This is a genomic window from Mucilaginibacter aquaedulcis (assembly GCF_030409325.1).
Taxonomy (GTDB): domain Bacteria; phylum Bacteroidota; class Bacteroidia; order Sphingobacteriales; family Sphingobacteriaceae; genus Mucilaginibacter; species Mucilaginibacter aquaedulcis.
The window spans coordinates 804,497-825,144 of sequence record NZ_JAUFPR010000001.1 but is presented as its reverse complement, the minus strand read 5'-3'; the positions used below and the strand labels follow the sequence as shown (position 1 = coordinate 825,144).

Annotated in this window: 18 protein-coding genes; 9 read left to right on the top strand and 9 right to left on the bottom strand. The window is 42.3% G+C overall.

Features of this window, described 5'->3' with window-relative positions; genetic code table 11:
• Window positions 1-4 precede the first annotated feature (4 nt).
• The 4 genes from trpD (at window position 5) to trpA (ending at window position 3,683) form a co-directional block, all read left to right on the top strand.
• Window positions 5-994 (top strand): anthranilate phosphoribosyltransferase, encoded by a 990-nt coding sequence (trpD, locus tag QWZ01_RS03390; protein WP_290321819.1) that lies wholly within the window; start codon window positions 5-7, stop codon window positions 992-994.
• Between the two features lie 4 nt (window positions 995-998).
• Window positions 999-1,640, top strand: coding sequence for a phosphoribosylanthranilate isomerase (locus QWZ01_RS03385; protein WP_290321818.1), 642 nt, complete (start codon window positions 999-1,001; stop codon window positions 1,638-1,640).
• On the top strand, window positions 1,624-2,805 hold the full coding sequence (gene trpB / locus QWZ01_RS03380) for a tryptophan synthase subunit beta (protein WP_290321817.1): 1,182 nt from the start codon (window positions 1,624-1,626) through the stop codon (window positions 2,803-2,805). The genes QWZ01_RS03385 and trpB overlap by 17 nt, the downstream gene beginning before the upstream one ends.
• 107 nt (window positions 2,806-2,912) lie before the next feature.
• Window positions 2,913-3,683: a tryptophan synthase subunit alpha gene (gene trpA, locus QWZ01_RS03375; RefSeq protein WP_290322081.1), complete on the top strand. Its 771-nt coding sequence runs from the start codon at window positions 2,913-2,915 to the stop codon at window positions 3,681-3,683.
• Between the two features lie 125 nt (window positions 3,684-3,808).
• Here the strand turns inward: trpA and QWZ01_RS03370 are convergent, their stop codons facing one another.
• Window positions 3,809-4,429: an L-threonylcarbamoyladenylate synthase gene (locus tag QWZ01_RS03370; protein ID WP_290321816.1), complete on the bottom strand. Its 621-nt coding sequence runs from the start codon at window positions 4,427-4,429 to the stop codon at window positions 3,809-3,811.
• Window positions 4,430-4,639: 210 nt separating this feature from the next.
• A complete protein-coding gene (locus QWZ01_RS03365) occupies window positions 4,640-5,182 on the bottom strand; it encodes a YceI family protein (protein WP_290321815.1) in 543 nt (180 codons plus the stop codon).
• Window positions 5,183-5,400: 218 nt separating this feature from the next.
• Here QWZ01_RS03365 and QWZ01_RS03360 point away from each other — a divergent pair, with 218 nt between their 5' ends.
• Window positions 5,401-7,041: an FMN-binding glutamate synthase family protein gene (locus QWZ01_RS03360; protein ID WP_290321814.1), complete on the top strand. Its 1,641-nt coding sequence runs from the start codon at window positions 5,401-5,403 to the stop codon at window positions 7,039-7,041.
• 209 nt (window positions 7,042-7,250) lie between these two features.
• On the opposite strand, the gene sucC is transcribed toward QWZ01_RS03360, so the two are convergent.
• Entirely contained in the window at window positions 7,251-8,537 is a 1,287-nt protein-coding gene (gene sucC, locus QWZ01_RS03355; protein WP_290321813.1) for an ADP-forming succinate--CoA ligase subunit beta, read from the bottom strand.
• A gap of 222 nt (window positions 8,538-8,759) precedes the next feature.
• Between sucC and QWZ01_RS03350 the strand changes: the two genes are divergently transcribed.
• The 4 genes from QWZ01_RS03350 to QWZ01_RS03335 are packed head-to-tail and all read left to right on the top strand — an operon-like array spanning window position 8,760 to window position 11,953.
• Window positions 8,760-9,410, top strand: coding sequence for an ABC transporter ATP-binding protein (locus QWZ01_RS03350; RefSeq protein ID WP_290321812.1), 651 nt, complete (start codon window positions 8,760-8,762; stop codon window positions 9,408-9,410).
• Window positions 9,411-9,425: 15 nt separating this feature from the next.
• Window positions 9,426-9,734 carry a hypothetical protein gene (locus QWZ01_RS03345; protein ID WP_290321811.1) on the top strand — a complete coding sequence of 103 codons (309 nt, stop codon included), beginning with the start codon at window positions 9,426-9,428 and terminating at the stop codon, window positions 9,732-9,734.
• Entirely contained in the window at window positions 9,724-10,332 is a 609-nt protein-coding gene (locus tag QWZ01_RS03340; protein ID WP_290321810.1) for an HAD family hydrolase, read from the top strand. The genes QWZ01_RS03345 and QWZ01_RS03340 overlap by 11 nt, the downstream gene beginning before the upstream one ends.
• Window positions 10,333-10,387: 55 nt before the next feature.
• The gene (locus QWZ01_RS03335; RefSeq protein ID WP_290321809.1) at window positions 10,388-11,953 is read left to right on the top strand and encodes a S41 family peptidase; all 1,566 of its coding nucleotides are present in this window, start codon (window positions 10,388-10,390) and stop codon (window positions 11,951-11,953) included.
• A gap of 10 nt (window positions 11,954-11,963) precedes the next feature.
• Here QWZ01_RS03335 and smc read toward each other — a convergent pair whose 3' ends face one another.
• The 6 genes from smc to QWZ01_RS03305 form a co-directional block, all read right to left on the bottom strand.
• On the bottom strand, window positions 11,964-15,503 hold the full coding sequence (smc, locus tag QWZ01_RS03330) for a chromosome segregation protein SMC (RefSeq protein WP_290321808.1): 3,540 nt from the start codon (window positions 15,501-15,503) through the stop codon (window positions 11,964-11,966).
• A gap of 473 nt (window positions 15,504-15,976) precedes the next feature.
• Window positions 15,977-16,768, bottom strand: coding sequence for a PhzF family phenazine biosynthesis protein (locus QWZ01_RS03325; RefSeq protein WP_290321807.1), 792 nt, complete (start codon window positions 16,766-16,768; stop codon window positions 15,977-15,979).
• A gap of 104 nt (window positions 16,769-16,872) precedes the next feature.
• Window positions 16,873-17,538 carry an ATP-binding cassette domain-containing protein gene (locus QWZ01_RS03320; protein ID WP_290321806.1) on the bottom strand — a complete coding sequence of 222 codons (666 nt, stop codon included), beginning with the start codon at window positions 17,536-17,538 and terminating at the stop codon, window positions 16,873-16,875.
• A 320-nt stretch (window positions 17,539-17,858) separates the two neighbouring features.
• On the bottom strand, window positions 17,859-18,563 hold the full coding sequence (nfi, locus tag QWZ01_RS03315; protein ID WP_290321805.1) for a deoxyribonuclease V: 705 nt from the start codon (window positions 18,561-18,563) through the stop codon (window positions 17,859-17,861).
• 97 nt (window positions 18,564-18,660) lie between these two features.
• Entirely contained in the window at window positions 18,661-19,521 is an 861-nt protein-coding gene (locus QWZ01_RS03310; RefSeq protein WP_090466905.1) for a sigma-70 family RNA polymerase sigma factor, read from the bottom strand.
• Between the two features lie 237 nt (window positions 19,522-19,758).
• Entirely contained in the window at window positions 19,759-20,598 is an 840-nt protein-coding gene (locus QWZ01_RS03305) for an MBL fold metallo-hydrolase (protein WP_290321804.1), read from the bottom strand.
• Between the last annotated feature and the right edge of the window lie 50 nt (window positions 20,599-20,648).

The window sequence follows — 20,648 nt, the reverse complement described above, 5'->3', positions numbered from 1 at the left end:
GCACATGAAACAGATATTAAATCACCTTTTTGAACACAAAACCTTTACCCGGGAGCAGTCAAAAAATATTTTGATGAACATTGCCCAGGGTAAGTACAACAACTCGCAGATGGCGGCATTCATGACAGCCTATTGTATGCGCAGCATCACGGTTGAAGAGCTGGAAGGCTTTCGCGATGCCATGCTGGAGCTTTGCTTACCCATTGATCTGGAAACCGACCAACTGATTGACCTTTGCGGTACCGGGGGAGATGGTAAGGATACCTTCAATATTTCAACCCTGGCATCGTTTGTTGTGGCAGGTGCAGGTTACAAAGTGGCCAAACATGGTAACTACGGAGTATCATCAGGCTGTGGTTCATCCAATGTGATCGAATACCTGGGTTATAAGTTTACTAACGATACAGATAAGCTGAAAAGGAGTATTGATGGGGCCAATATCTGTTTTTTACATGCACCACTGTTTCACCCTGCTATGAAAACCGTAGCGCCTATCCGCCGGGAGTTAGGGGTAAAAACGTTTTTCAATATGTTGGGGCCGCTGGTTAACCCGGCGAAACCACAAAACCAGCTGGTAGGCGTATTTAACCTGGAACTGGCCCGCGTGTATGCATATCTCTATCAAAAATCAACAACCAAATACACTATTGTGAATGCGCTGGAAGGCTATGATGAAATATCGCTTACTTGCGATTTCAAAACCTTTTCGGCCGAAGGCGAAAAGATAAATACGGTTGAAGATCTTGGTTTTGAAAAATTAAATCCTGCAGAAATTACCGGAGGCGATTCCGTAGCGGCATCCGCCAAAATATTTAGCGATGTACTTAATGGTGAGGGCACATTTGCCCAAAACAACGTGGTGTTATCAAACGCGGCATTAGCCATCAAAACTATCGGCCCGGAAAAAAGCTTTGCCGATTGTTACTACGAGGCCGAAGAAGCATTGTTGGGGAAAAAGGCATTGAATAGTTTTAACCTTTTGCTACAAAATTAAAAGGATGAAAATAAAAGTTTGCGGCCTGAAGCAACCAGAAAACATTAAAGCCATAGCGGCACTGCAGCCCGATTATGTTGGCTTTATTTGTTATGGTCGTTCACCACGCTACATTGATGATTTAGCGGCTTCTGTGCTGGCTGAGTTACCAGTAGGGATACATAAAACCGGCGTTTTTGTAAATGAAGATGCTGAAACCATCAATTTTCCGATTGACAAATATGGCTTTGATACCATACAACTGCATGGTGACGAAAGCCCGGAGTTTGCCTACGCTTTTAAAGGTAAGGTAAATGTAATTAAAGCCTTTGGTGTTGATAATGATTTTAACTTTGACCAGTTGCAAGCCTACGCCGGTAAGGTTGATTATTTTATGTTCGATACCAAAACATCAGCATATGGTGGCTCTGGTAAAACGTTCGACTGGAGCATTTTGAACAACTACAAACTGGATATACCTTTCTTCCTGTCGGGCGGTATAAGCCCCGATAACATTAATGAAGTAAAAAATATAACACACCCGCAATTTTACGCGGTTGATCTGAACAGCCGGTTTGAAACTGAACCCGGCGTAAAAGATTTAGAGAAATTGAAAAACGCATTTGATATCATCAGAAAACAAATTACAAATGAAATACGGAGTTAACGAGCATGGCTATTATGGTGATTTTGGCGGTGCCTATATCCCCGAAATGCTGTATCCAAACGTTGAAGAATTAAGGCAGCAATATCTTACCATTTTAAATGATGCCAGCTTTAAGGCTGAGTTTGATGACCTGCTGAAAAACTATGTAGGCCGGCCTTCACCTTTATATCATGCCAAAAGGTATTCGGAAAAATACGGCGCTAATATTTTCTTTAAGCGCGAAGATCTGAACCACACGGGTTCGCACAAGATCAATAATGCCATAGGGCAAATACTGTTGGCAAAGCGCCTTGGCAAAAAACGCATCATTGCCGAAACAGGCGCGGGTCAGCATGGTGTTGCTACCGCTACGGTTTGCGCCCTGATGGGAATTGAATGCGTGGTTTACATGGGCGAAATTGACATGGCCCGCCAGGCCCCTAACGTATCGCGCATGAAAATGCTGGGTGCTACAGTAAGACCGGCATCATCGGGCAGTAAAACGCTTAAGGATGCCACTAACGAGGCCCTGCGCGATTGGATTGCCAACCCGGTTGATACCCATTACATCATTGGTTCGGTAGTGGGCCCGTACCCATATCCCGATATGGTAGCTCGTTTCCAATCAATCATATCCGAAGAAACAAAAAAACAACTGGTTGAGCATACCGGTAAACAACTGCCCGAATATGTGTTAGCCTGTGTAGGCGGTGGTAGTAACGCCATGGGTATGTTCTACCATTTTCTTGACGATGAATCTGTTAAACTGGTAGCTGTTGAGGCAGCCGGAAAAGGTGTGGATAGCGGTCATTCGGCAGCTACAACCTTTCTGGGCCAGGAAGGGGTATTGCATGGAAGCCGTACCATACTCATGCAAACTCCGGATGGTCAGGTTGTTGAACCATATTCAATCTCTGCTGGATTAGATTATCCAGGTATAGGTCCGCAGCACGCGCACCTGTATAAAATAAACCGTGCGCAATATGTGAGCGTAACTGATGATGAAGCGATGAATGCAGGCTTACTATGCTCACAAATGGAAGGTATTATTCCGGCAATTGAATCATCACATGCACTGGCACAGCTTGAGCATATGACGTTCAAGGCTACAGATAATGTTGTGATCTGCCTGTCGGGCAGGGGAGATAAAGACCTGGATACCTATATAAAGCATTTTAATTATTAATTGGATCATGGTTAATAGTTCATGGGTCATAGTAAAAAACAATATGTAACCGTAACTATAAGCAAACTAATACCATGGACAATGAACCATCAACTATAAGCTATAAAATGAACCGCCTCAATCAGCTTTTTGCAGCAAAAAAAGAAAACCTGTTATCCATATATTATACCGCGGGTTACCCTGCGTTGAACACTACCGTTGATATTGCCGAGGCACTGGAAAAAGCCGGTGCCGATTTCCTGGAGGTGGGTTTCCCATACTCTGACCCGGTTGCTGATGGCCCAACCATACAGCATAGCTCAGAGCAAGCCCTTGAAAACGGTATGACTCTTAACCTGTTGTTTGAAGAACTTACCGAATTACGTAAGCGTGTAAGCATACCTATACTGTTAATGGGCTATTTTAACCCTATTTTACAATACGGTATCGAGCGTTTCTGCACCAAAGCGGCTGAGCTGGGTGTTGATGGTATCATAGTTCCTGATTTGCCTATGTACGAGTATGAGGCGCTTTACTCGGAGCATTTTATCAAAAATAACCTTAGCAATATATTTCTGGTTACTCCGCAAACATCCCCAGACCGTATCCGCAAAATTGATGAACTGAGCAATGCTTTTATTTACCTGTTATCGTCATCATCTATAACCGGCGGCAGCCTGCAGCTTACCGATAACATTAAAGATTATTACAAGCGTATTAAGGCTATGGAGCTAAAAAATCCAACCATCATTGGCTTTGGAATTACAGATAGTTCCAGTTTTAAAAAGGCCTGCGAGTATGCCAATGGCGCCATTGTTGGCAGCAAATTTGTAAAACTACTGGCCGAAGAAAATTACATGGAAAAAATTCCCGGATTTATTGAAGCTATAAAATTTTGATTGGACTTGGGGACAGTTAGACTATGGGACTGTTGGATTTTAGGACAAAAGACGAAAGATTTTAGGAGAAGAAAGTCTTTTGTCTTTTATCTCCAAGTCCTAAAATCCCATAGTCCCACAGTCCACTATAAATATAGCTCCAGATCGCCTTTGCCTTCACGGATGATCTCGAAATCGCCTGATGTGCAATCAACTACGGTTGAGGCTATGTTATCGCCATAGCCCCCATCTATCACAATATCAACAAGGTCCTCATATTTTTCGTGGATAAGTTCCGGATCGGTTGAGTATTCAACAATATCATCATCGTCTTTAATTGAGGTAGAAAGTATCGGGTTCCCCAATACCCGTACAATTTCGCGTGCTATATTATTGTCCGGCACCCTGATACCCACTGTTTTTTTGTTGGAACTCAATAGTTTAGGCACCATGTGGCTGGCATTAAATATAAAGGTGAATGGCCCGGGCAAAGCTTTTTTAAGCACCCTGAAGGTGGCATTATCTATGGGTTTAATATAGTCAGATATATGACTGAGGTCATAGCATATAAATGAGAGATTAGCTTTCTCGGGTTTAAGGTTCCTGATCTTGCAGATAGCCTCAATAGCTTTATGGTTGGTAATATCGCAACCCAAACCATAAACGGTATCAGTAGGGTATATGATGAGCCCTCCTTTACGCAACACCTCAACCACCTGCTCAATAGCTTTTGGGTTGGGGTTTTCGGGATATATTTTAACAAGCATAATATAAGTACGAATATACCTATAAGTTGGTTTAAAATATAGTGTTATGGGAGAGCATCCGGTATCAAAACAAAGAGAGCCAATTTGCTTATCAAATTGACTCTCTTTGTAAAGTTTAACAAGTTGAGGTGTTTCAATAATGCCGTGTTGTTACCTTAATAACAACACCGGCATTTTAAAAGTTAAAACACAGCAACAGTATTAAAACAATTAAGCTTGTTTAGTAAGTTGTATGTTGATCAGTAATTTGATGTCTTCACCAACTACAATTGATCCGGCTTCGGTTACGCCATCCCAGGTTAAACCAAATTCTTTACGGTTAATTTTACCTGTAATTTCAAAGCCGGCTTTAGTATTGCCATAAAAATCAGCAGCCGAACCGCCAAATTCTGCGTTCAGGGTTACTGGTTTAGTTACGTCTTTAATAGTTAAATCGCCTTTTAGTTCAAATTCATCATCACCGGTTTTGGTTAATGAAGATGATTTAAAGCTGATTTTTGGATATTTTTCAGCGTCAAAAAATTCAGCGCCTTTTAAGTGCTCATCACGTTGGCTTTGATTGGTGTCAATACTGTTGATGTCTAATGAAAAATCTACTTCTGCGTTCTCAAACCCTTCGCCTTCGGCTAAGATTTCGCCTTCAAAGCTTTTGAAAAAACCACTTACGGTTGAAATAACCAAGTGTTTTACTTTAAATTGTACTTCTGAATGCAATGGATCAATAACCCATTTTGTTGCTGTTTCTGTTGCCATGATTTTGTTTTATTTGTTTTGTTGATCAAAGATAATAAGAAAATACATGTTTAAACATGTATTTTTATTTAATTACAATTAGCCGACATTGAGTTACAAGTTTAACCATACAATTGCGCTAATGTTTATCTTTAAAAGTTATTTTTATGTTAAAAAATAGGTGTCAGCAATTTACGTAAAGAGATGAGCATCGCTGCTACTATTTAAACAATTTATTTATGAGAAAGCTTTTCATTACCTCGTTCTTTATCATTTTTGCCGCACTCACCGCGTGGACTATCATCTGGAAACCCGCCGCATGGTCGTTCGTGATCATGGTACCTATATATGCTGTAGGCTTTTATGATCTTGCTCAAAAAAAGCATAGCATAGTGCGCAATTACCCGGTGTTTGGCCACCTGAGGTATTTGATGGAAGAGCTTCGCCCTAAAATTTACCAGTATTTTATTGAAAGTGATACCAACGGTACACCTTTTAACCGCCAAAACCGCAGCGTAATATACCAGCGTGCAAAAATGGTTGATGATACGCGCCCCTTTGGTACCGAACTTGACGTTTACGAAAATGGTTACGAATGGCTCAATCACAGTATTGCAGCGGTTGATCATCATAAGCTCGACTTATCACCGCGAGTAAAAGTAGGCGGGCCTGATTGCAAGCTGCCCTATATGGCCAGTGTTTACAATATATCTGCCATGAGCTTTGGTTCACTGAGCGAGAACGCCATACTGGCCCTGAACGGTGGTGCCAAACTCGATAATTTTGCCCACAACACCGGTGAGGGCGGACTGAGCGATTACCATCTGCAACCCGGCGGGGATATTATATGGCAAATAGGTACGGGATATTTCAGTTGCCGTCATCCTGATGGCACTATTGATTACGATGCCTTTGCGCAACGTGCCGTTTTACCGCAGGTAAAAATGATCGAGATCAAGCTGTCGCAGGGTGCAAAGCCGGGGCATGGGGGTATTTTGCCGGCTGCCAAGGTTACGCCGGAGATTGCCCGCATCAGGCTGGTAGAGATGGGGCAGGATGTAGTATCGCCGCCATACCACACTGCTTTTAACAACCCAATAGGCTTAATGCAATTCATCAAAAAACTACGCGAGCTATCAGGTGGTAAACCGATTGGCTTTAAACTTTGTGTAGGCCACAAGAGCGAGTTTCTGGCTATTTGCAAGGCTATGGTTAAAACAGGTATTTACCCGGATTTTATAACGGTAGATGGGGGCGAAGGGGGCACAGGTGCAGCTCCGCTTGAGTTTTCCAATTCGGTAGGTATGCCACTGCGTGAGGCTCTGGCCTTTATTTATGATGCGCTTACGGGTTTCGATATTAAAAGACATATCAAACTTATAGCATCAGGCAAGGTGGCTACAGGGTTTGACCTGGTGAAGAATTTTGCCCTCGGTGCCGATATGTGTAACAGCGCCCGCGGAATGATGTTTGCTCTGGGCTGTATACAAGCATTGGAGTGTAATATGAATACCTGCCCAACAGGCGTAGCCACACAGGATAAAAGCCTGATGCGCGGCCTGGTGGTTGATGATAAGAAGGTACGTGTTGCCAACTTCCACAAGCAAACGGTAAGCAGCGCCATACAAATGCTGGGTGCCGCCGGGCTAACCAAACCCTGCGATCTGCACCGTATGTACATTTACCGCCGCATAAACCATAGCCAGATCCAAACCTATGCCGAGCTGTTTCCCTACATACCTAAAGGGAGCTTGTTGAATACACCTTACCCATCAAGCTTTGAGTTGGATATGGCTATCAGCAGTGAGAACACTTTTGTACCGGATTACACTAACGTAACTAATATTGATTACAGCAATGTGAACTCGTATATGAGTTAGACCGCTAATTGATGTGATTGCGTTGATTTCGCGGATAAATTTGTCTGAACGGGGATTTTTGGGATTAATGGATTATCACGATATTATCAAATGGTAGTTAAATCCTGTAATCCTAAAAATCTGTTTAATCCTGGTTCAGACAAAAAATCTCAACAAAAAAGGGGGAAGCGTCGCTTCCCCCTTTTTGTTTATTATAGAATTGGCTAAGATTACAGAGCCAATACTTCTTTAACTCTTTCTGCAGCTTCTTTCAGCAATATGGCTGAGTATACTTTCAGGCCTGAATTATCGATCAGTTCTTTAGCTTCGGCAGCATTGGTGCCTTGTAAACGAACGATGATAGGCACAGGGATGTTGCCAATCTCTTTGTATGCATCAATAACACCTTGAGCAACACGGTCGCAACGTACTATACCACCAAAAATGTTGATCAGGATAGCTTTAACGTTAGAATCGCTCAGGATAATGTTGAAACCAGCTTTAACAGTTTGCGCGTTAGCAGTACCACCAACGTCAAGGAAGTTAGCCGGTTCGCCACCTGCAATTTTAATAATATCCATAGTAGCCATGGCTAAGCCTGCACCGTTAACCATACAGCCTACGTTACCGTCAAGCTTTACATAGTTCAGGTTTGATTTGCTGGCTTCAACTTCGGTTGGATCTTCCTCATCGGTATCACGCATTGCTGCATAATCCGGGTGACGGTATAATGCGTTATCATCCAGGTTTACTTTGGCATCAACAGCTAATATTTTGTTATCAGATGTTTTTAATACCGGGTTAATTTCAAACTGTGATGAATCTGTAGCTTCGTAGGCTTTGTATAAAGCGGCAATAAATTTGGTCATGTCTTTAAACGCTTCGCCGCTCAGGCCAAGGTTAAAGGCAATTTTACGGGTTTGGAAACCTTGTAAACCAACTTTAGGATCAATCTCTTCTTTAAATATAAGCTCAGGAGTTGAGTGTGCAACTTCTTCAATATCCATACCTCCTTCGGTGCTGTACATGATAATGTTGCGGCCTTTTGCACGGTCAAGCAACACGCTCATATAAAACTCTTTGGTTTCGCTTTCGCCAGGATAGTAAACATCCTGTGCAACTAATACCTTTTTTACTTTTTTACCTTCAGGACCGGTTTGCGGAGTAACCAGCTGCATGCCAATAATGTTACCGGCAAGTTCCTTTACCTGGTCAATGTTTTTAGCCAGTTTTACACCACCGCCTTTACCACGGCCGCCGGCATGTATCTGTGCCTTTATTACTACCCAGCTTGATCCCAGGTCTTCTTTCAATTTATGGGCAGCCTCTACAGCCTGCTCAACAGTATCGGCAACAATGCCTTCCTGAACTCTAACGCCAAAGCTCTTTAATATGGCTTTGCCCTGATATTCGTGAATATTCATGTTTTTTGAAGAATTTGCGGTAAATCTACAATTTTGTTTGAAAGGTTGAAGAGGTAAATGGACTTTATTTAAAGGCAGAGCGTTTATTAACATAGTCTTTACAATGTGGGTGCGGGGAATGAGGTGCGAGGATTTGGGGTAATTGAGAAAGGAGGGGAGGTGAATCGGGAAGGAGAATGAGCCGAATAAGGCGTGGAACCCGGATTAATCAAAGTTGTTTTCCTGACATCCCAATTACCGCTATTCACTCCTCGCTCCCCGATCTTCACTCCCCACACCACATCCATTAATACCAAAAAAAACTACCTTTGTAATATGCTAAAAGCCAATTCCATTCACAAATCATACGGGCAGCTGCAAATATTAAAGGGTGTTGATCTTGAGGTACAGCAGGGCGAAATTGTAACCATTGTTGGCGCATCCGGCGCAGGCAAAAGTTCATTACTGAGTATTTTAGGTACATTAGACAGGCCCGATTCTGGGCGTTTGTTCATCAATGATATAGAATTGAGCAAGCTGAACAATAAAAGCCTGAGCGATTTCCGCAACCGTAAAATTGGTTTTATATTCCAGTTTCATCACCTGCTGGCCGAGTTTAGCGCCATTGAAAATGTTTGTATCCCCGCTTTTATAGCCGGTACACCGCGTGCCGAAGCCGAACGAAGGGCAAACGAATTGCTGGAATTACTGGGTTTAAAGGACAGGATAAATCATAAGCCCAACCAGCTATCTGGCGGCGAGCAACAGCGCGTAGCAGTTGCGCGTGCGCTGATCAATAATCCTGCGTTGATTTTTGCCGATGAACCATCGGGCAATCTCGATTCGGTAAACGCGCTGGAGCTTCATGAATTATTTATTAAGTTGAGGGATGATTTTAATCAAACCTTTGTAATTGTTACGCATAATGAAGATCTTGCTAATCTTTCAGATCGTACTGTTTTAATGAAAGATGGTTTAATTGTTTAAAGCCTTTACCGTAAAGTGAATATATTGATAACAGCGGCCAATTCGGCCCCGGCCTATAAATTAAAGAACCAATTAAGCAACGATAACGTAATAATGGGTGATCATCTCGACTTACCCGATTTTATGCTGAAACCGGGTAAACTGATCCGCCTGCCCGATCCTAATTCGGTAAGTTATACGCATGAAATGCTTACCTTATGCCTGGATCTGGGAGTTGAGGCTATTTACCTGTTTCGTGAGCCAGAAATAGAACTGTTGCTAAAGGCCGAAACATTATTTAATGAGTATAATATAAAAATCCTGGTTAAGGGAAATGAACTATAAGGATATTGATAAGCGCAAAAGTGCTTTCATTTTAGAGCTGGATGATGTACTTTATCCACGTAAAGATTATTATTACCAGGTTTATTACCTGTTTGCCAATTTGCTGGAATACACCGAACTGGTTGATGCCAAGCAAACAACCGATCTGATGATTGATACGTATGTATCAGAGGGAGATCAGTTTGTTTTTGACAGGGTAGCCGAAAAATTTACCATTGCCGAAAAGTACCGGGCCAATTTTGACAACCTGCTGGTAACCGCCAAGCTGCCGTTAAAGTTGCTGCTGTATCAAAACATGCTGACGCTGCTGCAGGAAATTGTTGTTGATCGCAAAAAGTTGTTCATTGTATCAAATGGTAATGTAGAACAGCAGGTAAACAAAATTAAGCAGATAGAATGGCATGGCCTTGAAAAATACCTGGTTTGCTATTTTGCTGAAGAAACCGTAGCCAAGCCCGAACCGGATGTGATACACCTGCTAATACAGGAGCATGATTTGCAGCGAAGAGATGTTGTAATGATTGAAAATTCAGAAACGGACAGATTGTGTGCAGAAGCAGTAGGAATTGATTATATTAACATTGAAAAGTTTTTGTAAGCGTATGTTACATACTTAGTTAAGCGATGTAACGTTAATTAATAAATTGAGTTGTATGAGAAAATTTTTTTACCTGATATTGATCTTATCGGTAGCGGTTACGGCGGCCTGCAAAAAGGATAAAAACCCCGGTAATAATCCTACGCCAACTGACACCGCGGCTACTAAATTGCAGATAGCACAGGATTCTGTTTATCTGTATGCCAAGGAAATTTACTACTGGAACAGCTTTTTACCGGATTATAAAACATTTAACCCCAGACAGTATACCAGCGGAAGCACCGACCTGGATAAATTAACAGCTGAAATTGACGCATACACGCAGTTATCAAAAAACCCGCAAAATGGTAACCGCCCTTATGAGTACGATGATTTTAACCCGGGCAGTTCAAAATATTCATTTATTGATGATGGCGATGTTAATAATGAACTTAACGCCACTAAAGGCGATTACGGGTTTAATTATTTTTACAATACAGCCAGTGATATCAGGATAAGCCTGATCTATGCCGGTTCGCCGGCGGCTTTGGCCGGCCTTACCCGTGGTGATCAGATTGTAGCCATCAATGGCAGTACATCCATCAACATTACTAATTTAAATGACCCGGCTAATGATGCCGGTTACAAATTTGTATCCAGTGCGCTTAACGGTACCAGCACCGTTACATTGCAGCTAAAGAAAACCAACGGAAGCACAGTGAATGTAACGCTGAACGCCAAAACCTATACCTTAAACCCGCTTATTTATGCCAATACCTATAAGGTAGGTACTGCCGGCAAGGTTGCGGGGTACATGGTATTTAATGCCTTCACTTCGCCAGATGTGGCAAAGCCCAAACTTGATTCTGTGTTTAACGTATTTGCATCAGCAGGTGTGACCGACCTGGTTATTGACCTGCGTTATAATGGCGGCGGCGATGTGCGTACAAGCACTTACCTGTCAAATTTAATTGCTCCATCAAGCGCAAGCGGTAGCGTGATGAATACTACCTACTGGACAGCCAACCTGCAAAACGACGCTTATCCTTATCTGAAGAAAAACCTGGGCGATTTTGGACCTGGTTACTTTAAACCTACCAATGCCAATCAAATTGAAAAGTTTGCCAAAGCAGGTTCGGTGAACGTAAGCCGTGTTTTCTTTATCGTAACAGGTAATACGGCATCGGCCAGTGAGCTTACCATTAACAATTTAAGGCCTAAAATGGATGTGCAGCTTATTGGTCAAACTACTTACGGTAAACCGGTTGGCTTTCTTTCAAACCTGATTGTTAAAGGGCATTATTTTTATACCCCAGAATTTGAGATAAAAAACTCTGCGAACGAGGGTGGTTACTACCTGGGTATGGAACCGGGCGGTGTTACCCCTAACGGAGGTATATATTCAGGTAAACTTGACGACGATGATTTAACAAAATCATTCGGCGATAAGACGGAAGGTTTACTGAATGACGCGTTAACTTATATCCAAACAAACGCTTACCCGCAAAGTGGTTCTACACAGGTTATCCAAAGCCTGTCGGCCACTCAAAAGTTATCATCGGTGCAAAGGAACACACTGGCTGTAAAAACAAACAGCCATAAGCTTCATGCTATGTATATTACTTTAAAAGGGAAAAAATAATCCAACGGTGTTAGTCTGCCAGTTCACGTAAATCAACCGGCACAACACGCGATATTCCTTGTTCAACCATAGTCACTCCGTAAATTACATCGGTACTGGCTATGGTTCTTTTGTTATGTGACACGATGATGAACTGAGAGTCTTTAGAGAACGTGCGGATAATGTTATTGAACTTATCAATATTGGTATCATCAAGCGGTGCGTCAACCTCATCAAAAATACAGAATGGGGCGGGCTTAAGCAGATAAAGCGAAAATAGGATAGCCGTTGCCGTCAATGTTTTTTCGCCGCCCGAAAGCTGGTTGATGGATAGGGGGCGTTTACCTTTAGGCTTGGCAATAATATCAATATCCGATTCTAACGGGTGCTGTGGGTCGGTTAACACGAGGTCGCAGGAGTCTTCCTCATTAAACAACGAGCGGAACACTTTGATAAAGTTTTCGCGCACCATAATAAAGGCTGCCATGAATTTCTCCTTGGCCGTATCGTCAATCTCCTGTATAGTGGCCAGTAAAGAAGCTTTTGCCTCACTCAGATCTTTCTTTTGCGCCTGGATAAAGGTATAACGCTCATTCATTTCATTATAAGCCTCTACCGCCATAGGGTTAATAGCTCCAAAATCATCCAGTTGCTTTTTAAATTTCTCAGCCTTTTCGCGCAGGTCATGTTCGCTTTCTGTTGGTGTTTCGGTTTCAGGGAGATCTTCAATATCGATGTTGAACTCTACCGAAAGTCGCTCTTTAAGGGCGTTTAACTCCAATTTGAGGTTGTTACGCTCGTCGCGCAGTTCATTTTCAATAACCTCGCTGTTATCCTTTTTACGGCGAAGCGTAGTTATTTCGTTCTCGTTTTCGGTAATAACAGCGCGCCATTGATAATATTCCTGCTCGGCCTGTTGTGTGGCTTTTTCAAGGTTTTCTTTTTGCTCATACATCTCCAGCAAACCTTCGTCGGAGTTATCGGCCTGTTTCAGGTTTTCCTGTATAGCAATCTTTACCTTTTCAAATTCGGCAGTATTTAGTTTAATCCGGCTCTCCAGGCTTTCCTGTTGCGTATCGCGGTAATCCAGGTCTTTTAAAAGTCCTGATACTTTGTTTTGCTGCTGGTGGAAACGGATGTTTTCCTGGTTATAAGCGTTTGATTGTACCGATACATATTCATTAAGCTCGTTAAAGGCTGCCTGTTTTTCTATCAGTAAATCGTTCTGAATTTGTTTTTGAGTTTTTAGCTCGGCCAGCATCGGGTGCAGGTTTTGCATTTCCTCATTTATACCGGCTATTTTACGCGCTATATCCTCCTTACGGTTAAGGCTGTTTTCAATAAAGGTTTGATACTGTTCCTGACGAGTTTTAACGGTGATCAGCTCGGTATTTAAACGGTTCAGTATTTGCTGCTGCTCATTGAGCTGGGCCGCCTTGGTTGATGCCTTCAGGGCAGCGAGTTTGTTCTGTAACTCGTCTGATTTTGTCTTTTGCGTGTTAACCAGATGTTCTATCCCTTTGATCTCCTTGGCCAGATTTTCCAGATTTTTTGCCCGGCCAATCCTTTTACCCTCAAACAAACCTACCGAGCCACCGGCCATGGTATATTTCGATTTGTTAAACTTGCCGCTTTTGCCAATCAACACCACACCATCGGATAGTTGGGCATTGTTGATCTGCTGGTCTTTATCATCATCAACCAGGTAAACATTTTTTAGTAAATGGTTACAAAGGTTGGTGTAACGTTTATCCACCTCAATTACCTGCAGGGCCGATACCGCGCCGGCATTTTCAAAAGCCGGGTTGCTTGGGTTAATTTCGCCGTAGTTTTCGAGGATAAAGAAGTGGGCACGTCCCCGGGCTGCGTTACTGAGCAGGTTAATGGCCTTTATAGCCTCGTCATAGCTTTCAACCACATAGTGGTTCATGAGTGGTTCCAGGAAGTTTTCAATAGCTACACGGAACTCCTCGCGACAAAAAAGCACATCGCTGAACAGGGGGGCATTTTTGGCCCAGTCGGTATTTTTTTTCAAAAAGCGGATAGACTCCGGAAAACCTTCCAGGTTATCTACCATGCTTTTGGTGAGGTTATATTCGTTTTGCTTGGCGTCGAGCTTGCGGCTTTCCTTGATAATGGTATCCTTTACAGTAACCAATTCGGCATCGGTATCGGCAATTTGCTCCTTTAACTTATTTTCGGCCTCAAGGGATAGTTGGTATTCATCATCGAGGGTTTCTTTACGGGCCTGCAGTTCGGCAACTACCTGGTTAAAGTGCGAAAGCTCTACTTCCTTATTGGTAGCATCTTCCATGTTGCGTTGACTTTCCTGCTCCAAAGCCTGCTGTTGTATCTGCAGTATATCAATGTCCTTTTCGGCTTTGTATGCCTGATTTTGCAGGCGGGTATTGATGCCGGTAAGTTCATTAAGCTCGTTACGGGCCGATGATTGCTGCAGCCTTAACTCATCAACAGCGTCTTTAAGGTCAATCAGTTTACTTTGTATGGTTTGCAGGTTCTCATCCTCAGTCGCTTTTTCTTCTGATAAGCGCTTGATGTTGTATAATACGTGGTTCAGCTGGTTTTTGTCGCGGTCAAGTTCTTCGGTTAGACGCGCTTCTTTATCCTGCTGAAATTTAAGCTGTTCATTCTTGATCTTTTTCTCACTTTCATAAGCCCTGATCTTAGAAACAAACTCGTTGGTGGTTTTTTGCTGAACCGACAGATTTTTTTCTTTGGTGATACTATCCAGCTTTTGTTGCTGTAAGGCTGCCTCCAAAGTATCTATCTGGGCTACAATGCCTCCTTTTTCGGCTTTTTGCTTTTGCTCCTGATCTTCAATTTTCTTTAACGATTCGCTGAAGGATACAATGCGGAACGAGGCCAACATAATGCTGAGCGTTTTGTATTGCTCTTTTATCCGGTAATAGCGCTCGGTTTTCTTGGCCTGGTTCTCCAGTGTTTTCAGGTTCTTTTCTATCTCGAAAAGTAGGTCTTCCACACGTTCCAGGTCGGCTTCGGTATCTTTAAGTTTACTAAAGGTTTGTTTTTTGCGAAGTTTATATTTGGATATACCCGATGCTTCCTCAAATAAGTTACGGCGCGATCCTTCTTTATTAGTGATGATCTCGTCGATCATCCGCAGCTCGATGATGGAGTAGGAGTCGGAGCCTATGCCGGTATCCAGAAAAAGATCGGTAATATCCTTCAGGCGGCACTGCACATCATTAAGGCGGTATTCGCTTTCGCCAGTGCGGTAAAGTTTGCGGGTTAAGGTTACCTGCGAATAATCCGTTGGCAGTACGTTTTTAGTATTATCAAAAGTGAGGGAAACTTCGGCAAGATTGGCTGATTTACGGCTTTTGGTACCGTTAAAAATAACGTTATCCATCTTCTCCGAGCGCAGCATACGGGTGCTTTGTTCGCCTAAAACCCACCTGATGGCATCAACCACATTTGATTTTCCGCAGCCATTTGGTCCAACAATAGCAGTTACACCCTCATTAAAATTAATGGTGATCTTATCTCCGAAACTCTTAAAGCCCTTGATTTCTAAGCGGGTAAGCTGCATTTAATTTGTTGTGTCCTTGCAAAAATTTAACCTTCAAAGTAATTATAAAAAAATGATTTTATTAAACTTTTTTTGGTGGGGGTAGTTTGATATGAATCATTGCAAGAATGAGGCAATCTCAGCGGGAAATGCTCATCGTATACCCGCTCTTGGCCGCGGGAGGGCCGAGTTACTTTTGTGGCCACAAAAGTAACCAAAAAGGCTTTCAGCAGATAGGCTTCTTTGCCGCACGAGGCCTTACTCTGCAAATCAGCCAGAACCACGGGCTGCAAAAAGTTGCCCGACTTCGTTCGCTCAAAGCCAAACGCTTCTGCAAATATTTGCTATGCCCCTGCAGCTACACGGGCCACCATTGTTCTGTCTGCTTTCTCCCGAAGCTTATCTGCTGAAGGAAAAATAAAACGCATTAAATGAAACAATCAATATAAAAGCGAATTTTCACTACTCACTACTCACTACTCACTACTCACTACTCAAAGCGCTACCCTGATCTCGCCTTTTAGGTAGGTGACTGCTTTACCGCTCATTTGCACGCGTTCGCCTTTGAGCTCGCACCAGAGTTCACCACGGCGGGCTGATATCTGGTAGGCGCGGAGCTTGGTTTTGCCGAGTGCTTTAGCCCAGTAAGGTATCAGGTTGCAATGTGCCGATCCGGTTACGGGATCTTCAGGGATGCCTGCCCCGGGTGCAAAAAAGCGCGATACAAAATCGGAGTTATCACCCGGCGCGGTAACAATTACGCCTATGGTATCCATTTTTGAAAGCGCGAAAAAATCGGGGGTCATATCTTTGATGTCCTGCTCGGTTTCATAAACGAGGAAGTAATCCCTTGATCTTAAAATGGCTACGGGCTCTTTGTCGCTAAGCGCCTCGGCCAGTCCGTTGGGTGGCTCAATCGGTATAGGCGGCCGGGAAGGGAAGTCCATAGTATATTTATTGCCATCTTTTTTAACTATAAGTGTACCCGCTTTTACAGTTTCAAAATGTATGGTATCACCGGTAAAACCCAATTCGGTAAATAATATATGTGCGGATGCCAGGGTTGCATGGCCGCAAAGGTCAATTTCATATTCGGGTGTAAACCAGCGTAGCTTATAGCCATTGTCGGTTTTTACAAAAAAAGCGGTTTCGGCCAGGTTGTTTTCTATAGCAATCTTTTGCATTACCTCATCGGGTAACCATTCGGTAAGCGGGCAGATAGCAGCCGGATTGCCGCCAAAAAGTTTATCGGTGAATGCGTCGGCCTGATATATTGAAATCGTCATAAAAAAAAGTTCTGATAGGGCTAAAATACTTTTTTATTATGTGAATATTAAATTCACATAACTATAACGAAATATCGGTAATAATATTAGATTGGGAGGATAATTTAATCGATGCTATTGATATAGCCCCAGGTAATCAGATCGTCTGGAGATTTAACGTGTTTGGTGCTTCCATTGCTAATGAGGATAAGGCGGTCGCTAATGTCGATAATGTTTCTGTATTGATGATCGGTGATGATAAAGCCCTTATGTTGAGCACATCGTTTAATGATGGGCTTAAAAAGATCAGCCTGAACTGGCGAAATGTGGGTAAAGGGTTCATCCAGCAAAATAAAATCAGCCTTATTGTAAACGATCATGAGGGTTTCCAGTTGCCTGAGCTCACCGCCCGATAGCTGACCAACAGTTTTGTTAAAATGACCTTGATAAATATCAAGACTGGTAAACTCATCCCAAAATTGAGGATCGATAAAGTTTTTGGCCAGCTCCTTTATCTTTATGCCATGTGGCAGATAATTGTGCTGAGGCAAATAGGCTATCCGGGTTTGATGATAGCCTTTAGTTATGTATTGGTCATTAATACTCACATGTTTATAGCCTGGTTTCAAAATGCCGAAAATAATACGTAACAGAGATGATTTTCCACATCCATTTCTACCCAGCAGGCCTACAATCTCGCCTTGTTTACAGTCAAGATAGATATCCTGTAAAATCATCCGCCCATCAAATTCAAGCTGAATACTATCAACCTTTAATACAAGTGGCTGCATAAAATATTATTTTAGATAGGATGATCAATAATACGCAGAGAGCTGTGTCGATTATAAAAGCATTGATTATCATGCGTTTCATACCAAAGCCAGTGTTCCGGAAATAAAAGTAATTTTCTTTGACAGAAAAATGATGAAGGCTTACCGCTGATATAAATCCAATTATTTTGGCAAATAAAAATATGGGAGTGTTAACAGTTGCGGCATTGAAAACTAAAAGCAATAAAGCTAATACAGTGAATGATACATTGTATAGCACCAGCAGCCGGTAATATTGAAGTGTAAGGATGCCTAAACGTTTCAATTGGTAATTGTGACAATTAATCAAACAGATTAATTTGCCGATTATTGTTATCCCCGTCCTCAATTCTGATTTTATTAACCAGCAGATGAGCTTGCCGGGTAGGTTCGGGGATGCGGTAACCACGGATGCAGTTTTTAATAACTTGTACACTTTGCTCCATGCTGATGCGATGGCCTGGGGATATATAAATAGGATTGCAATTTTTTTTGCTTCTGAGGGCGATGCCAATAATTTCGCCTTTATCATACATTGGGCTTTGATCAAACGGATGATTGCCGGGTTCATCATACCTGCCGGTGAGCCTGCTTTTGGCGCTGCCTATGGCGGGTATATCAGTGATGAGGCCGAAATGTGTTGCTATACCTGTCCGGCGTTCATGGGCTATTCCCTGCCCGTCTAAAACCATCAGATCAGGCTTAACTGTCAGTTTATCCCAGGCATCAAGCAGGGCGGGCACCTCTCTGAAAGCCAGCAGCCCCGATATGTAGGGGAATTTGGTTTTGCTGATAGCTGTGGACTGACCTATGATCTTTAATTCCGGATAACTAAACAGCACAATGCCTGCATACACCACCTCTGAATATTTATTGAACGAGATATCGGCTCCACCAATAGTATTTATGGCACTTAAGAGTGGGGAGATGTTGATTTGCCTGCGTAACTCATGCTGGTAGGCAATAGCCTGAGCAGGAGTGAGGTTTTCATAATCAGATGGCTGCATGGTTTATAAAACGGACAGCTCATATGCTTGTTTGAATTACTGCAACAAAAAAGCCATTGGCGATAACCAATGGCTTTATAAATATTTTTAGTTAAGATTAACCTAAATATGATTTCAGGATTTTGCTTCTTGAAGTGTGACGAAGGCGTTGCAGGGCCTTGTCCTTGATCTGGCGTACACGCTCACGGGTGAGGTTGAACTTTTCACCTATTTCCTCTAATGAAAGTGGATGATTAGTACCTAAACCAAAGAACAACACGATAATTTCGCGCTCACGTTCGGTTAAGGTTGATAACGAACGTTTGATCTCTTCAGACAATGATTCGTTGATCAATATAGAGTCGGTATTAGGCTCCTGGTTTTCCAATACATCAAGCAGCGTATTTTCTTCACCCTGTACAAAAGGTGCATCCATTGATACATGACGGCCTGAATTGCTCAACGTATCTGAGATTTTATCAACCGTGGTTTCCAGTATGTCGGCAAGCTCTTCAGGTGAAGGCTCACGCTCATATTCCTGCTCCAGTTTTGAAAAAGCCTTGCTGATCTTGCTTAACGAGCCTACCTGGTTTAAAGGCAAACGCACTATACGTGACTGTTCGGCAATGGCCTGCAGTATGGACTGACGGATCCACCATACGGCATAGGATATAAATTTGAAACCTTTGGTTTCGTCAAAGCGCTTGGCTGCCTTAATTAAACCTAAGTTACCTTCGTTAATTAAATCGCCAAGGGTTAAGCCCTGATTTTGATATTGTTTGGCAACAGAAACCACAAAGCGTAAATTGGTTTTGGTTAAACGTTCCAAAGCCGCCTGATCACCCTCGCGTATTTTTTGAGCTAATATTACTTCTTCTTCGGCAGTTATCAGATCAACTTTACCAATCTCGTGAAGATATTTGTCCAGCGATTGTGACTCGCGATTGGTAATGGATTGCGTTATTTTGAGTTGTCTCATTTATTTATAAACCTTCCGTACTTTCTATTGAGTACAGAACGTGCAAAGTTATAAAATTGTTCTAAAAAATTACAATTGTACCACGTATTTTCAAAAAAAATAGCTTATATGGGCCAAACGTAACGTGTTGATTTTGAATGGTTAATAATTGCGTTGTTAAGTAATTGTTCTATTTTTTTTAAATAATTGGTTAAAGTGTCAAGCGGTATGATTTTTGTTGTCTGCGTAAAATCCAAACTAAATATCACTTAGTTTAAATACGTCTTTTACTCTGATTCCTTTTTCGGTTTGCTGTAATGTACAGCATTCGTTAATTGGGTCGTGCTCAAAATACAAAATATAATCTTTTTCTACGGCCTCATTTAAAAATAGTTTCTTCTCTGCCAGTGTTTTTAATGGGAACATATCGTATGCCATTACATACGGCATAGGCAAATGGCCAACAGATGGTAAAAGATCGGCCATGTAAAGGATGTTTTTGTTTTTGTAATTAATGAGCGGCAGCATCATAGCGTCGGTGTGGCCGTAAACATATCTTATATCAAAGTTGCTGGTAAAAGTATCACCATTCGTACCCTTAACAAACTGTAGTTGCCCGCTTTGTTGTATAGGCAGTATATTTTCCTTTAAAAAAGATGCTTTTTCGCGGTCGTTAGGGTTTATGGCCCAGTCCCAATGTTGCTGGTTGCTCCAGTATTGGGCGTTTTTAAAAGTAGGGGTAAGGTTGTCGCCGTTTCGGGTTACCGCACCTCCAACGTGGTCAAAGTGCAGGTGGGTTAAAAATACGTCTGTAATATCATCCCGGTGAAAACCCAGGGCAGCCAGTGAACTATCTAAAGTGGCATTACCATGCAGGTAGTAATAGCTAAAAAATTTTTGATCCTGCTTGTTACCAATACCGGTATCAATTAATATGAGGCGGTTATTATCTTCAACCAGCAGGCAGCGCATGGCCCAGGTGCACATATTGTTTTCATCGGCAGGGTTGGTTTTGTTCCAGATGGTTTTGGGTACTACACCAAACATGGCGCCGCCGTCTAATTTAAAAAAGCCGGTATCAATGGTATGAAGATTCATGGTAAGTCAAAATTAAAAAGTCAAAAGTCAAAAGGCTTTGTTAATGTAAT

What these genes read in the sequence shown, in the direction of transcription:
- trpB (WP_290321817.1), top strand. Translation starts at nt 1,624, where the DNA reads ATGAAATACGGAGTTAACGAGCATGGCTATTATGGTGATTTTGGCGGT.
- QWZ01_RS03325 (WP_290321807.1), bottom strand. Translation starts at nt 16,768, where the DNA reads ATGACGATTTCAATATATCAGGCCGACGCATTCACCGATAAACTTTTT.
- smc (WP_290321808.1), bottom strand. Translation starts at nt 15,503, where the DNA reads ATGCAGCTTACCCGCTTAGAAATCAAGGGCTTTAAGAGTTTCGGAGAT.
- QWZ01_RS03370 (WP_290321816.1), bottom strand. Translation starts at nt 4,429, where the DNA reads ATGCTTGTTAAAATATATCCCGAAAACCCCAACCCAAAAGCTATTGAG.
- QWZ01_RS03350 (WP_290321812.1), top strand. Translation starts at nt 8,760, where the DNA reads ATGCTAAAAGCCAATTCCATTCACAAATCATACGGGCAGCTGCAAATA.
- trpD (WP_290321819.1), top strand. Translation starts at nt 5, where the DNA reads ATGAAACAGATATTAAATCACCTTTTTGAACACAAAACCTTTACCCGG.
- nfi (WP_290321805.1), bottom strand. Translation starts at nt 18,563, where the DNA reads ATGCAGCCATCTGATTATGAAAACCTCACTCCTGCTCAGGCTATTGCC.
- QWZ01_RS03320 (WP_290321806.1), bottom strand. Translation starts at nt 17,538, where the DNA reads ATGCAGCCACTTGTATTAAAGGTTGATAGTATTCAGCTTGAATTTGAT.
- QWZ01_RS03365 (WP_290321815.1), bottom strand. Translation starts at nt 5,182, where the DNA reads ATGGCAACAGAAACAGCAACAAAATGGGTTATTGATCCATTGCATTCA.
- QWZ01_RS03310 (WP_090466905.1), bottom strand. Translation starts at nt 19,521, where the DNA reads ATGAGACAACTCAAAATAACGCAATCCATTACCAATCGCGAGTCACAA.
- sucC (WP_290321813.1), bottom strand. Translation starts at nt 8,537, where the DNA reads ATGTTAATAAACGCTCTGCCTTTAAATAAAGTCCATTTACCTCTTCAA.
- QWZ01_RS03305 (WP_290321804.1), bottom strand. Translation starts at nt 20,598, where the DNA reads ATGAATCTTCATACCATTGATACCGGCTTTTTTAAATTAGACGGCGGC.
- QWZ01_RS03385 (WP_290321818.1), top strand. Translation starts at nt 999, where the DNA reads ATGAAAATAAAAGTTTGCGGCCTGAAGCAACCAGAAAACATTAAAGCC.
- trpA (WP_290322081.1), top strand. Translation starts at nt 2,913, where the DNA reads ATGAACCGCCTCAATCAGCTTTTTGCAGCAAAAAAAGAAAACCTGTTA.
- QWZ01_RS03335 (WP_290321809.1), top strand. Translation starts at nt 10,388, where the DNA reads ATGAGAAAATTTTTTTACCTGATATTGATCTTATCGGTAGCGGTTACG.
- QWZ01_RS03340 (WP_290321810.1), top strand. Translation starts at nt 9,724, where the DNA reads ATGAACTATAAGGATATTGATAAGCGCAAAAGTGCTTTCATTTTAGAG.
- QWZ01_RS03360 (WP_290321814.1), top strand. Translation starts at nt 5,401, where the DNA reads ATGAGAAAGCTTTTCATTACCTCGTTCTTTATCATTTTTGCCGCACTC.